The 12,593-nt window shown below is 66.1% G+C and carries 11 protein-coding genes; 4 read left to right on the forward strand and 7 right to left on the reverse strand.

Annotated elements, in window-relative coordinates:
- Positions 1–22: 22 nt before the first annotated feature.
- A complete protein-coding gene (gene uvrB / locus HNP02_RS00315; protein ID WP_184432857.1) occupies positions 23–2,185 on the reverse strand; it encodes an excinuclease ABC subunit UvrB in 2,163 nt (720 codons plus the stop codon).
- Between the two features lie 97 nt (positions 2,186–2,282).
- Here uvrB and HNP02_RS00320 point away from each other — a divergent pair, with 97 nt between their 5' ends.
- Together HNP02_RS00320 and HNP02_RS00325 are read left to right on the forward strand one after the other, a co-directional pair.
- Positions 2,283–2,789, forward strand: coding sequence for a DUF402 domain-containing protein (locus HNP02_RS00320; RefSeq protein WP_184434785.1), 507 nt, complete (start codon positions 2,283–2,285; stop codon positions 2,787–2,789).
- Between the two features lie 11 nt (positions 2,790–2,800).
- Complete coding sequence (locus HNP02_RS00325; protein ID WP_184432860.1) at positions 2,801–3,394, forward strand: hypothetical protein; 594 nt, start codon at positions 2,801–2,803, stop codon at positions 3,392–3,394.
- On the opposite strand, the gene coaE is transcribed toward HNP02_RS00325, so the two are convergent.
- Both coaE and rpsA read right to left on the reverse strand, forming a co-directional pair.
- Positions 3,391–4,569 carry a dephospho-CoA kinase gene (coaE, locus tag HNP02_RS00330; RefSeq protein ID WP_184432863.1) on the reverse strand — a complete coding sequence of 393 codons (1,179 nt, stop codon included), beginning with the start codon at positions 4,567–4,569 and terminating at the stop codon, positions 3,391–3,393. The genes HNP02_RS00325 and coaE overlap by 4 nt on opposite strands.
- A gap of 82 nt (positions 4,570–4,651) precedes the next feature.
- Positions 4,652–6,109, reverse strand: coding sequence for a 30S ribosomal protein S1 (rpsA, locus tag HNP02_RS00335; RefSeq protein WP_184432866.1), 1,458 nt, complete (start codon positions 6,107–6,109; stop codon positions 4,652–4,654).
- A 169-nt stretch (positions 6,110–6,278) separates the two neighbouring features.
- Between rpsA and HNP02_RS00340 the strand changes: the two genes are divergently transcribed.
- Positions 6,279–7,424, forward strand: a complete 1,146-nt coding sequence (locus tag HNP02_RS00340) for a PrsW family intramembrane metalloprotease (protein WP_309241343.1) — start codon at positions 6,279–6,281, stop codon at positions 7,422–7,424.
- Here the strand turns inward: HNP02_RS00340 and HNP02_RS00345 are convergent.
- From HNP02_RS00345 to polA, 3 genes are all read right to left on the reverse strand, one after another.
- Positions 7,421–7,858 (reverse strand): hypothetical protein, encoded by a 438-nt coding sequence (locus tag HNP02_RS00345; protein WP_184435110.1) that lies wholly within the window; start codon positions 7,856–7,858, stop codon positions 7,421–7,423. The two genes, HNP02_RS00340 and HNP02_RS00345, sit on opposite strands and share 4 nt — an antisense overlap.
- Positions 7,855–8,427 carry a TetR/AcrR family transcriptional regulator gene (locus HNP02_RS00350; protein ID WP_184432869.1) on the reverse strand — a complete coding sequence of 191 codons (573 nt, stop codon included), beginning with the start codon at positions 8,425–8,427 and terminating at the stop codon, positions 7,855–7,857. The genes HNP02_RS00345 and HNP02_RS00350 overlap by 4 nt, the downstream gene beginning before the upstream one ends.
- A 63-nt stretch (positions 8,428–8,490) precedes the next feature.
- Complete coding sequence (gene polA, locus HNP02_RS00355; RefSeq protein WP_184434793.1) at positions 8,491–11,151, reverse strand: DNA polymerase I; 2,661 nt, start codon at positions 11,149–11,151, stop codon at positions 8,491–8,493.
- Positions 11,152–11,308: 157 nt separating this feature from the next.
- On the opposite strand from polA, the gene HNP02_RS00360 reads away from it, so the two are divergent.
- Positions 11,309–11,671, forward strand: a complete 363-nt coding sequence (locus tag HNP02_RS00360) for a VOC family protein (RefSeq protein WP_184432873.1) — start codon at positions 11,309–11,311, stop codon at positions 11,669–11,671.
- 3 nt (positions 11,672–11,674) lie between these two features.
- On the opposite strand, the gene HNP02_RS00365 is transcribed toward HNP02_RS00360, so the two are convergent.
- Positions 11,675–12,550, reverse strand: coding sequence for a LysR family transcriptional regulator (locus HNP02_RS00365; RefSeq protein ID WP_184434796.1), 876 nt, complete (start codon positions 12,548–12,550; stop codon positions 11,675–11,677).
- Positions 12,551–12,593: the final 43 nt, after the last annotated feature.

Below are 12,593 nucleotides of genomic sequence, written 5' to 3' on the forward strand. Positions count from 1 at the left end.
GGTCAAGTTCGGCCCACTCGAACTACTTGAGCCCTGCGGCATCCATGCCGCGGAGTTCCTTCTTGAGGTCGGCGATCTCGTCGCGGAATCGGGCCGCCAGCTCGAACTGCAAGTCCCGCGCCGCCGTCATCATCTGTGCGGTCAGGTCCTTGATCAGGTCGGCAAGCTCGGCGCGCGGCATGCTCTTGGTGTCGCGGCCCTCGAACACCCCGCCGCTGATCGCCCGGCCCGGCTCCCCCTGCGCGCGCCTGCCCCGCGAGGCGTTGCGACCCGAACCGCCGACCTCGATGGTCGCCTCGGTGTCGTCGGCCTCGCTGTAAACCTTGTCGAGGATGTCGGCGATCTTCTTCCGCAGCGGCTGCGGATCGACGCCGTGCGCCTCGTTGTAGGCCACCTGCTTGGCTCGACGACGGTCGGTCTCGTCGATGGCTTGACGCATCGAGTCGGTCATCCGGTCGGCGTACATGTGCACCTCGCCGGACACGTTGCGTGCCGCACGGCCGATGGTCTGGATCAGGCTGCGAGACGATCGCAGGAAGCCCTCCTTGTCGGCGTCGAGAATCGACACCAGCGACACCTCGGGCAGGTCGAGACCCTCGCGCAACAGGTTGATGCCGACCAGCACGTCGTACTCACCCAGCCGCAGCTGCCGCAGCAGCTCGACCCGGCGCAACGTGTCGACCTCTGAGTGCAGGTAGCGCACCCGGATGCCCGTCTCCAGCAGGTAGTCGGTGAGGTCCTCGGCCATCTTCTTGGTCAGGGTGGTCACCAGAACGCGCTCGTCGACCTCCGTGCGCTTGCGGATCTCCCCGATCAGGTCGTCGATCTGGCCCTTGGTGGGCTTGACCACCACCTTCGGATCGACCAGCCCGGTCGGCCGGATCACCTGTTCGACGAACTCACCGCTGGCCTGACTCAGCTCGAAGGAGCCGGGCGTGGCGGACAGATAGACGGTCTGACCGATTCGGTCGGCGAACTCCTCCCAGGTCAGCGGCCGGTTGTCGACGGCAGACGGCAGTCGGAACCCGAAGTCCACCAGATTGCGCTTACGCGACATGTCGCCCTCGTACATGCCGCCGATCTGCGGCACCGTCACGTGCGACTCGTCGATGACGAGCAGGAAGTCCTCGGGGAAGTAGTCCAGCAGCGTGGCGGGGGCCGTCCCAGCCGCTCTGCCGTCGATGTGCCGCGAGTAGTTCTCGATCCCGGAGCAGAACCCGACCTGCTTCATCATCTCGACGTCGTAATTGGTGCGCATCCGCAGACGCTGCGCCTCCAGCAGCTTTCCCTGCCCCTCGAGCTCGGCCAGTCGATCCTCCAGCTCCTGCTCGATCGACGAGATCGCGTGCGCCATACGCTCGGGACCGGCCACGTAGTGCGTGGCGGGGAAGACCCGCAACGAGTCGACCTTGCGCACCACGTCACCGGTCAGCGGATGCATGTAGTACAGCGCCTCGATCTCATCGCCGAAGTACTCGATGCGCACCGCGAGCTCCTCGTAGGACGGGATGATCTCGACCGTGTCACCACGCACCCGGAACGAACCCCTGGTGAACGCCATGTCGTTGCGGTTGTACTGCACGTCGACCAGCAGCCTCAGCAGCCCGTCTCGCGGCACCTCGTCGCCGACCTTGAGCTCAACCGACCGGTCCAGGTAGGACTGCGGCGTGCCGAGGCCGTAGATGCAGGACACCGACGCCACCACGACGACGTCGCGCCGCGACAGCAGACTCGACGTCGCGGAGTGCCGCAGCCGCTCCACGTCGTCGTTGATCGAGCTGTCCTTCTCGATGTAGGTGTCCGTCTGCGCGATGTACGCCTCGGGTTGGTAGTAGTCGTAGTAGGACACGAAGTATTCAACGGCGTTGTTGGGCAACATCTCCCGCAGCTCGTTGGCCAACTGCGCGGCGAGCGTCTTGTTGGGCGCCATGACCAGGGTGGGCCGCTGCAGACGTTCGATCAGCCATGCCGTGGTGGCCGACTTGCCAGTGCCGGTGGCACCGAGGAGTACGACGTCGCGCTCCCCCGCGGCAATGCGACGTTCCAGTTCCTCGATGGCAGCCGGCTGATCGCCGGCGGGCTGATGCGGGCTGACCACCTCGAACTCGCCGCCAACGCGCACGATGTCGTCGACGGCGCGGTACTCCGAGTGCGCCAGGACGGGGTATTCGGTAGCGAACGCCATGATCCCAGCCTAGAACGACCCACCGACATCAGCGATTCCCCGAGTCGCTCCGCTCCTGCCCGCCGTCCAACGATTCCCCGAGACCTATGCTGGCCACATCCACCCGCCCAAGCGAGAGAAGTTCGATCTCACCGCCCGCACCAACACCGACCCCAAGGGGATCGTGCGGGCGGTGGACGTCTACACCGTCGAGCCGTGGGGCCTGTACATGGCAAGGCCAACCCCGGGCCGCCCCCAGTTCCACTACCTCGAGTCGTGGCTTCTGCCGTCGATTGGCTTGCGGGCCAGCGTGTTTCACTTCAACGAAGGCCACGAACCGACTCAGGACGTCTACCTCGACGTCGGCAGTTATTCACCGGGGCCGACCGCCTGGCACGCCGAGGACCACTACCTGGACCTGCGCGTGCACACTGGCCGGAGTGTCGAACTGACCGACGTCGACGAACTGCTGACGGCAGTGCAGCACGGTCTGCTCACGCAGGACACCGCCGAACGGGCCATCATCACGGCGACCAGCGCGATCGAGGGCCTGGCCCGCCACGATTACGACCTGGGAAAGTGGCTAGCCGACCTCCATATGGTTCTGACCTGGCGAGGAGCGTAATGTCTGCTGTCATGAGCTCCACCAAGGCCGGGTGGATTGCGGCCGCAGCAGCCGCAATCTTGCTGTCCGGCGCACAGTTCAACCCGGGCGTTGCGCAGGCCGATCCCGGGGTCCCGCCGGGACCCGACGCCACCGAGCAGTCGTCCGATGCCCCTGCCCCGGGGACCGAAGGGCAAGTCCCGGATCTCGGGCCAGGGCCGTACAACGTGGTCTACCGGGCCCGTGTCGACGGTGTCTCGCGCGGTGCGACCGTGAACTACGCGTTCGCCGATGACCAGGTGAACACCGCGAACCCGACGATGGTACCCGGCCGGGTGTTCGAGGCGACGGGCGTGGTGTCCGCGGCGCAGAAGGCGGGCATGCAGGTGTCCATCCAGTGGCCGTACTCGGCCAGTCTGCACTGCGAGATCCTGGTCAACGATCAGATCATCGCGCAGGCCGACCAGTTCGTCGCACCGCGCCTGACGCCACAGCGCAACGACCCGGGGTACGGCGTCCTCAGCTGCGGGACCGTGACCAACTTCCCGACCGGAAACACGGCCCCGATCGACGAACCGGCACCGGTGGACGCTCCGCCGCCTGCCGCCCCACCGCCCGCGACCTAGGCCCGCCACTCGGTGGCGTCAGCCCACACCCAGGCGCGGTGATAGGCGTCGACGAACCACGGCTCCTTGGCCTCGGCGTAGTCGCCCATGGTCCGGTGACCGGCGGCGGCCACCTCGCGCTTCAGGGCCAGGTACTCGTCGCGCACGCGGGGCTCGGCCACCAGCCAGTCACGGAACAGCAGCGCGAACTGTTGATTCGGCCAGCCGTCGACCCGAACGTGCACATTCGTCGGTCGTCCTGGATCGGCTGATGCGTGAAAGCGCTTGTGCCACAGCGCCGGATCCGGGGTATGCGGGCTGTCGCCGGTGATGGCGTCGATCCGCGGATAGCCCGCCGCCAGCAGGCTGTCGACGAGTTCGTCGGCCACCGCGAGCGACGGCACGGTGACCTGTACGTCGATGACGTCCTTGGCGTCAAGGCCGGGCACCGCCGTCGACCCGATGTGGTCGATGCGCATCGCCCGATGTCCACACGCGGTGTTGAGGCGTGCCACGATGCGGCGTGCCTGGTCCGGCCACGTCGGATCGGACGGCACCAGCTGCAGCGTCACCCGCGCCGGTTCGCGGGCGGCGACGTTCTGCGCGAACGGCACGATCCGCTCTTGCCACAGCGTGCGGGCACGTTCGGCCAAGTCCTCCGCGGTGCCGGAGTTGTCCAGCCAGACGTCGGCCACCGCGCGGCGCTGCTCCTCGGTCGCCTGGGCGGCGATCCGATGGCGGGCATCGGGCTCGGGCATGCCCCGCTGCTCGACGAGACGCGTCACCCGGGTCTCCACGTCCGCATCGACGATCACGACCAGCGGAAACATCGGTGCCATCTGCGATTCCACCAGAAGCGGGATGTCCTCGATGATCACCGCGTCGTCGGGCGCCGCTTCGATGAGCTCGGCGCGCCGCTTGCCCACCAACGGGTGGACGATGCCGTTCAGCGTCGCGCGCTTTTCGTCGTCGGGGAACGCAATGGCCGCAAGGGCGGGCCGGTTGAGCGCCCCGTCGGGCAGCAGAATCTCCGCACCGAACGCCTCGACGAGCTTGGTCAGCCCTTCCGTGCCGGGCTGGACCACCTCCCTGGCGATGACGTCCCCATCGACGACGATGCCGCCGCATTTGGAGAACTCCGTGGACACCGTGGACTTGCCGGCGCCTATACCGCCGCTCAATCCGATTCTCAGCATGGTTTGCCCGTCTCAGAGAAGAGCGAAGCCACGCAGCAAAATTCTGCTGCGTGGCTTCATCACTCGGCGAATGAGTGGTCTCTTAGGCGCTACCGGCCAGCTTCTCCCGGAGTGCGGCCAGCTGGGCATCGCTCGCAAGCGTGCCGCCGCCGGAATCACCCGAGCTGGACGAGGAGGACGACGACGAGCCGTTGGCGGTCGCAGGCCTGCTGGCTGCCTCCGCATCGGCCGCGGCGAACTTCTCCATCTGGGCGGTGTGCATCTTGTGACGACGCTCGGCCTCGGCGTACCGGGCCTCCCACTCGTCACGCTGCTTCTCGAAGCCTTCCAACCATTCGTTGGTGTCGGCGTCGAAGCCCTCGGGGAAGATGTAGTTGCCCGCCTCGTCGTAGCTGTCGGCCATGCCGTACTTCGACGGGTCGAACTCCTCGGTGTAGTCCTCGTTGGCCTGCTTGAGGCTCAGCGAGATCCGGCGACGCTCCAGGTCGATGTCGATGACCTTGACCATCGCGTCGTCGCCGACCTGGACCACCTGGTCCGGGACCTCGACGTGGCGCTCGGACAGCTCCGAGATGTGCACCAGGCCCTCGATGCCCTCCTCGACGCGGACGAACGCACCGAACGGAACCAGCTTGGTGACCTTGCCTGGCACGATCTGGCCGATGGCGTGGGTGCGGGCGAAGTGGCGCCACGGGTCTTCCTGAGTCGCCTTGAGCGACAACGAAACCCGCTCGCGGTCCATGTCGACGTCGAGCACCTCGACGGTGACCTCGTCGCCAACGGTGACGACCTCGGACGGATGGTCGATGTGCTTCCAGGACAGCTCGGAGACGTGCACCAGGCCGTCGACGCCGCCAAGGTCGACGAACGCGCCGAAGTTGACGATCGAGGAGACGACACCCTTGCGGATGGCACCCTTCTGCAGCTGGTTGAGGAACTCGCTGCGCACCTCGGACTGAGTCTGCTCCAGCCACGCGCGGCGCGAGAGCACCACGTTGTTGCGGTTCTTGTCGAGCTCGATGATCTTGGCCTCGATCTCCTTGCCGATGTACGGCTGAAGATCGCGGACCCGGCGCATCTCCACCAGCGACGCGGGCAGGAAGCCGCGCAGACCGATGTCGAGGATCAGGCCGCCCTTGACGACCTCGATGACGGTGCCCTTGACGGCCTCGTCCTTCTCCTTGAGCTCCTCGATCGTGCCCCAGGCGCGCTCGTACTGCGCACGCTTCTTGGACAGGATCAGACGGCCTTCTTTGTCCTCCTTGGTGAGGACCAACGCTTCGACCTCGTCGCCGACGGACACAACCTCACTGGGGTCGACGTCATGCTTGATCGAAAGTTCGCGGGAAGGAATGACGCCTTCGGTCTTGTAACCGATGTCGAGCAAGACTTCGTCACGGTCAACCTTGACGATGGTGCCTTCAACGATGTCGCCATCGTTGAAGTACTTGATGGTCTTGTCGATGGCGGCCATGAAATCCTCGGCCGAGCCAATGTCGTTGATGGCTACTTGCGGCGAGGTGATGGAGGGACTTGGCATGTTGTTGGGTTGCTCCGGACAGGTTCAATCGTAGGGACAGGTGGTATTTGCGTGACTCGCGTTCAAGCACGTACGAGCACCTGGTCAGCCTACTCGACTGTGCACACGCTGGACAAACCCGGGTCAGGTTCGGCCGCCGGGACGAAACGACCATCGCTACCCTACGTTGGTGTCCTACCCCGCCACACCGCCTCGGCAGCGCCCGTTCATTCCGCCGCTGCCGAGGCGGATCCGCAAAGTCGGAGCGCCGCTCGGGGTGATCATCGCGCTCGGAACCGTCGTCGGGCTCATCGTGATCCTCGTCACCGCGGTCAATCCCGTCGGCACGACGATCGCGTTCACCCTGGCAACCCTGGCTTTGGCGATCGTTCTGCTGGCCTACCTGTGGCTGGATCGATGGGAGCCGGAGCCCCCGCGGCTGCTGCTGTTCTCATTCCTCTGGGGCGCGTCGGTGGCCGTCGTGCTGTCGGTGGCCTTGGAAGTCGCCCTCGAGCCGCTGTTCGGCACCGACGGAACCATCGCGTTGGGGGCGCCGCTGATCGAGGAGGCCGCCAAGGGCCTGTTCCTGCTGCTCATGATGACGGGCAGGCGCCGAAACGAACTCAATACGCTGACCGACTGCCTGGTCTACGCGGGCATCACGGCGGCGGGCTTCGCCTGGCTGGAGAACATCTTCTACATCTCCGACAGCGGAACGCTCGCGGAGTCGCTGGGCACGGCGGCGCTGAGGCTGGTGATGGGGCCATTCGCGCATCCGCTGTTCACCACGATGACCGGCATCGGGGTGTACTTCGCACTGCAGCAGCGCAGCGCCGTCGCCAAGGCCGGCTGCATCCTGCTCGGCTATGCGGGCGCGGTGCTGATGCATGCGCTGTGGAACGGCTCGTCGCTGATGAGCATCGAGGCCTACTTCCTGGTCTATCTGCTCTGGATGGTGCCGGTGTTCGGCCTGGCGATCGTTCTCGCCGTGCACAGTCGCCGCCGCGAACAGCGCATCGTCGCCGAGAAACTGCCAGGCATGGTGGCGGCAAGCCTCGTCACCGCGAACGAGGCGACCTGGCTCGGCTCGTTGCGCAACCGGAAGTCGGCGATCCGCGAGGCAAGCCGGGTCGGGGGAAAGTCCCAGGCCAAGGCCGTCAAGAACTTCGCCGCCCAGGTGGTCGAGCTGGCATACGTGCGGGACCGAATCGACCGTGGCTTCGGTGACCAGCGGGTCTTCGCGCTGCAGAACGAGGAGGCGTACTGGGTGCACATGGCACGCGCGGCCGCGCCGACGTTGCAGTCGCTGGCCGGGTACCGCGCACCAGGGAGCTAGTGGGCGGCCCGCAGGAACGGGGCCTTCCACAACAGCGCGAAGGTTTCCAGCAGCACCAGCGGAAGGTGAACCGTCAAGCCAACGATGTACGCCATTCGCTGGCTGCCGGTCGAAACGAAGACGTCATTGGCAACGACGATGATCAGCAACGGCGCGAGATGGGCGACGAGCAGCGCGCCGTTCCATAGTCGGCTCGGCCAGCGCGTCGCACCGATTAGGCACACCAACGCCAACAGAAACATGAGGAAGTACGCCTGAAAAAGGCCTACGTAGCCGTAGGGCTGACTGTGCAGCACATCCAGCGGGCCGCGGCCCTTCCAGCCCAGCGTGGACGCCACCGTGGATGCGATCGTGATCACGAATAGGCAGGTCGCGTGGAAGCGAGTCACGACGATGCGCAGGCGCGCACCCGGATCCGTGGTGATTGATGTCATGGCGTCTCCCCACTGATCGACAACAACTTTTCGAGCGCTTCCCGGGTCAGCTCGCCTGGGCTGCGATCCGCCAAGATCTCCGGCATCACCAGCGACGTGAACAACAGGCCGTTGTAGAAGACGATGAGCATCTGCACGTCCTTGGCTGAGACGTCCCGGTCGACGTCATGTGCCTGGTAGGTGCGCTCCATCGCGTCACCGGTCAGCCCAACGAACGCCAGCCGCGTGTCCGGATCACGCGTGCTTTTCAGCGCCAGTTCCAGCATCACGAGGTACCGGCCCGGATATTGCGTCAGCGCGTGCTCGAGGACGCCGCTGACAGAGTCGACGAGGCCATCCGATCGGGCCCGGAACTGTTCCATTAGATCGAAGTGCAGATCCATTAGGCGCCGCTGAGTCGCTTCGAGGAGCGAATCGCGCGACCGGAAGTAGTTCGACGTCGTGCCTCGCGGCACGCCTGCCGCCTCGTCTACCGCCCTGTGCGACAGGCCATGCAGTCCTTCGCGCACGGCGACTTCGATTGCCGCATCAGCTAATTCGCCACGTCGTCGCTCGTTCACAGGGCGCATGGATCACCTCCGTCAAACCACTATTCTGATAGTACTATCGGTGTAGTGGTTTGGGAAGGCCGTCTAGTGCGCTGCGGCGTCCCAGCTGCGGCCGTACCCGACCGACACCTCCAGTGGGACGTCAAGTGGGTAGGCAGAGCCCATCTTGTCCCGGACAAGGGCCTCCAGCGCCTCCCGCTCCCCCTCGACGACCTCGAACAACAGCTCGTCGTGCACCTGAAGCAGCATCCGTGACTTCAGCGCCGAGTCCTTCAGCGCGGAGTCGACGTTGATCATCGCCACCTTGATGATGTCGGCGGCACTGCCCTGGATCGGGGCGTTCAATGCGGCGCGTTCGGCGGCCTCGCGGACGTTGCGGTTGCTGCTGTCCAGTTCGGGAAGGTAGCGCCGCCTTCCAAGCACCGTGGAGGTATAGCCGTCCTTGCGGGCTTGGTCGACGACTTCGAGCAGATAGTCGCGCACCCCGCCGAATCGAGCGAAGTAGGCCTCCATCTGCACCTTGGCCTCCTCGGTGGAGATCTTCAACTGAGACGCCAGGCCGTATGCGCTCAGGCCGTACGCCAGCCCGTAGGACATCGCCTTGACGCGGCGCCGCAGCTCGGGGGTGACTTCGTCGATCGGCACGCCGAACGCTCTCGACGCGACGAACGAGTGCAGGTCCTCACCAGTGTTGAACGCCTCGATGAGGCCCTCGTCCTTCGACAGATGCGCCATGATCCGCATTTCGATCTGGCTGTAGTCGGCGGTCATCAGTTCGGCGTAGCCCGCACCGACCACGAACCCGTCACGGATCTGGCGGCCCGCCTCGGTGCGGATCGGGATGTTCTGCAGGTTCGGCTCGGTGGAGGAGAGCCTGCCGGTCGCCGCGATGGTCTGGTTGAACGTGGTGTGAATCCGGCCGTCCGAGCCGACCGCATTCAGGAGCCCGTCGACGGTGACCTTGAGCCGGGTGGCGTCGCGGTGCGCGAGCATGTGCTGAAGGAACGGGTGGCCGGTCTTGTCGAACAAGGACTGCAGCGCATCGGCGTCGGTGGTGTAGCCGGTCTTGGTGCGCTTGGTCTTCGGCATCTCGAGCTCGTCGAACAGCACCACCTGCAGTTGCTTGGGCGAACCCAGGTTGATCTGCTTGCCGATCACCGCGTAGGCCGCCTCGGCGGCATCGCGAATCTGATCGGCGAACTGGCTCTGCAGCTGGCCGAGCAGGTCGAGGTCGACGGCGATGCCTGCGGACTCCATGGCGGCGAGCGCGCGCTGGACCGGCAGCTCCATCTGGTCGAGCAGCGAGGACGAGTCGATGCGGGCCAGTTCCTCGTCGAGGGCGTTGGCAAGGTCGGCGACCGCGGACGCCCGCAGGATCAGCGTCTGCACCGCCTGGTCGTCGACGCCTTCCTCGTCATCGAGCAGCGAAAGCTGTTGCTGCTCAGGGTTGTCCGCGCGGAGCTCGCGGCGCAGATAGCGCACCGACAAGTCGTCGAGGGCGAAGCTGCGTTGCCCGGGGCGAACCAGGTAGGCCGCCAGCGCGGTGTCGGAGGTGACGCCTGCGAGATTCCAGCCGCGGCCCTCCAGGTCGTGCATCGCCAGCTTGGCTTCGTGCAGGGCCTTCGGCGGACCGGGATCGGCCAGCCAGGATGCCAGCGCGGCTTCATCCTCGGGAGTCAGGGTGGCCGTGTCGAGGTAGACGCCCTCGCCGTCCGCGCACACGATCGCAATGGCGGTGGCGTCGGCGTCGAATGCCAGGTGGGTGCCCACCACGGCCAATCCGAACCGGTTGCCGAGGCTGTGCTCGGTCAGCCACGCCGCGAGCGTGCCCGGCTCGAGGGCACCGCCGCGCACGTCGAAGCCCTCCTCGACTTCGGGATCGGACGATCCCAGCGTCTCGAACAGCCGGTCGCGAAGCACCCGGAACTCCAGGTCGTCGAACAGCCGGTGAATCTGGTCCCGGTCCCACGGCTGCATGCGCAAGGTGTCCGGGGTCTGGGCCAGCGGGACGTCCTTGACCAGCTCGGTGAGCTCGCGGTTCAGCACGACGCCTGCGACGTGGGCGCGCAGCGCGTCACCGACCTTGCCCTTGACCTGGTCGATGTTGTCGACCAACGATTGCAGCGACCCGTATTCGGAGATCCACTTGGTCGCCGTCTTCTCCCCAACGCCGGGAATTCCCGGCAGGTTGTCGCTGGGATCTCCACGCAGCGCTGCGAAGTCCGGGTACTGCGTGGGGGTGAGGCCGTACTTGTTCTGCACGGCCTCGGGCGTGAAGCGGGTGAGCTCGCTGACGCCCTTGATCGGATACAACACCGTCACGTCATCGCTGACGAGCTGAAGCGCGTCGCGGTCACCGGTGACCACCAGCACCCGGTAGCCCTCGTTCTCGGCCTGGGTGGCCAACGTCGCGATGAGGTCGTCGGCCTCGAAACCCGCCTCGGCGAGCACGGTGATGCCGAGCGCGACCAGCACTTCCTTGGTGATGTCGATCTGGCCCCGGAACTCGTCCGGCGTCGCCGACCGGCCGGCCTTGTACTCGGGGTACTTCTCCTTGCGGAACGTCTCCCGCGACACGTCGAACGCGGCGGCGATGTGGGTCGGCCCCTCGTCGCGAAGCAGGTTGATCAGCATGGCCGTGAACCCGTACACCGCGTTGGTGGTCAGGCCACCCTGGGTCTTGAAGTTCTCGGCGGGCAGCGCATAGAACGCGCGGAAGGCCAGCGAATTGCCGTCCAGCAGCATCAATGTGGGCTTCGATGTGGGCTTGGTATCGGCGGCGGGGGCTGGGCTCACGGGGCTCACTCTATTCACCGACCCCGACAGCCCGACACTGCGGAACGGACCTGTCCTATTCGGCCGCTATCGTCGGCCGCGCCGCATTCAACCGAAAGGAACCTCCGTGGACATGAAACTCGAGCTGGTCACCCTTCCCGTCAGCGACGTCGACCGGGCCAAGGCCTTCTATGTCAGGGCCGGTTTCAACGCCGACCACGATCACCAGGTCAATCCCGAACTCCGCTTCGTCCAGCTCACTCCGCCCGGTTCGGCGTGCTCGATCGCGATCGGCGAGGGTCTCACCGACGCCGCTCCTGGTTCGGTTCGTGGCATGCAGGTGGTGGTGGCCGACGCCGGCGCGACTCACGCCGATCTGTCGGCCCGCGGGATCGACGTCAGCCCGGTCGAGGACCTGCCATGGGGAAGGTTCGTGTACTTCGCCGATCCCGATGGCAACCAGTGGGCGGTTCAGCAACTGGTCGGCTGACGGTCATCGCAGCAGGCGTCTCGCCATCTCGACGAGGACGCGAGCGGCCGGACTCATCGGACCCGACGACCGCCACGCGAACACCAATCGGCCGCGCAGTTCTGGAGTGATGGCGATGGCCGCCAGTCCGGGATGCGTGCGGGACACCGACTGCGGCAGGATCGCGACCCCGAGCCCGTGTTCGGCCAGCTCGGCGAGTGCGACCGGCGTGCTGGCCTCGAACGCGACATGAGGCTTGAGTCCTGCTGTAGCGCAGGCCCTTTCGAACTGCGCCCGAATGCCCGCGCCGATCGGCAGAGCGATCAACTGACGCTCCACCAAGCGGGCCAGGCCGATCGAGGTTCGGCTCGCCCATGGATCGTCAAGGCATACCGCGGCATCGATCGCCTCGTCGGTCACCACCTCGACCGCCAGGCCCGACGGCACCTCGTCGGAGCCGACGGACACGATCGCCGCGTCGAGGGCACCCGACTGAACGTCGTCGATCAGCGCGTCCGAACTGTCCGTGGACAACGTGATCTCCACCGCGGGATGTGCGCGGTGGAAGTCGGCCAGCAGGGTCGGGATGTCGACGTTGTGCGAGGTGACGGTGCCGAGTGTGACGGTCCCCCTGACCAGCTGTGCCAACTCGTCGATGGCGAGGCGTGCGTTCGCGACGGCGCTCAGCGCCGCCCTTGCGTGCGGCAGCATCGCGTCACCCGCGGCGGTCAGACGCGTTTCGCGGCGACTTCGGTCCAGGAGCCGTTGGCCCACCTCGCGTTCCAGGCGCGCGATCTGTGCGCTGACCGCGGGCTGGGCGACGTGGACCCGCTCGGCGGCCCTGGTGAAGTTGCGCTCTTCGGCCACCGCGACGAAGTACTCGAGCTGCCTCAATTCCATAACCATTCACAATAGTTTGTGTAATAACTCTGTCTTGGACTTA

The organism is Mycobacterium sp. AZCC_0083 (assembly GCF_014202335.1).
Classification (GTDB): Bacteria; Actinomycetota; Actinomycetes; order Mycobacteriales; family Mycobacteriaceae; genus Mycobacterium.

What these genes read in the sequence shown, in the direction of transcription:
- uvrB (WP_184432857.1), bottom strand. Translation starts at nt 2,185, where the DNA reads ATGGCGTTCGCTACCGAATACCCCGTCCTGGCGCACTCGGAGTACCGC.
- HNP02_RS00325 (WP_184432860.1), top strand. Translation starts at nt 2,801, where the DNA reads ATGAGCTCCACCAAGGCCGGGTGGATTGCGGCCGCAGCAGCCGCAATC.
- coaE (WP_184432863.1), bottom strand. Translation starts at nt 4,569, where the DNA reads ATGCTGAGAATCGGATTGAGCGGCGGTATAGGCGCCGGCAAGTCCACG.
- rpsA (WP_184432866.1), bottom strand. Translation starts at nt 6,109, where the DNA reads ATGCCAAGTCCCTCCATCACCTCGCCGCAAGTAGCCATCAACGACATT.
- HNP02_RS00345 (WP_184435110.1), bottom strand. Translation starts at nt 7,858, where the DNA reads ATGACATCAATCACCACGGATCCGGGTGCGCGCCTGCGCATCGTCGTG.
- HNP02_RS00350 (WP_184432869.1), bottom strand. Translation starts at nt 8,427, where the DNA reads ATGCGCCCTGTGAACGAGCGACGACGTGGCGAATTAGCTGATGCGGCA.
- polA (WP_184434793.1), bottom strand. Translation starts at nt 11,151, where the DNA reads ATGCTGCTGGACGGCAATTCGCTGGCCTTCCGCGCGTTCTATGCGCTG.
- HNP02_RS00365 (WP_184434796.1), bottom strand. Translation starts at nt 12,550, where the DNA reads ATGGAATTGAGGCAGCTCGAGTACTTCGTCGCGGTGGCCGAAGAGCGC.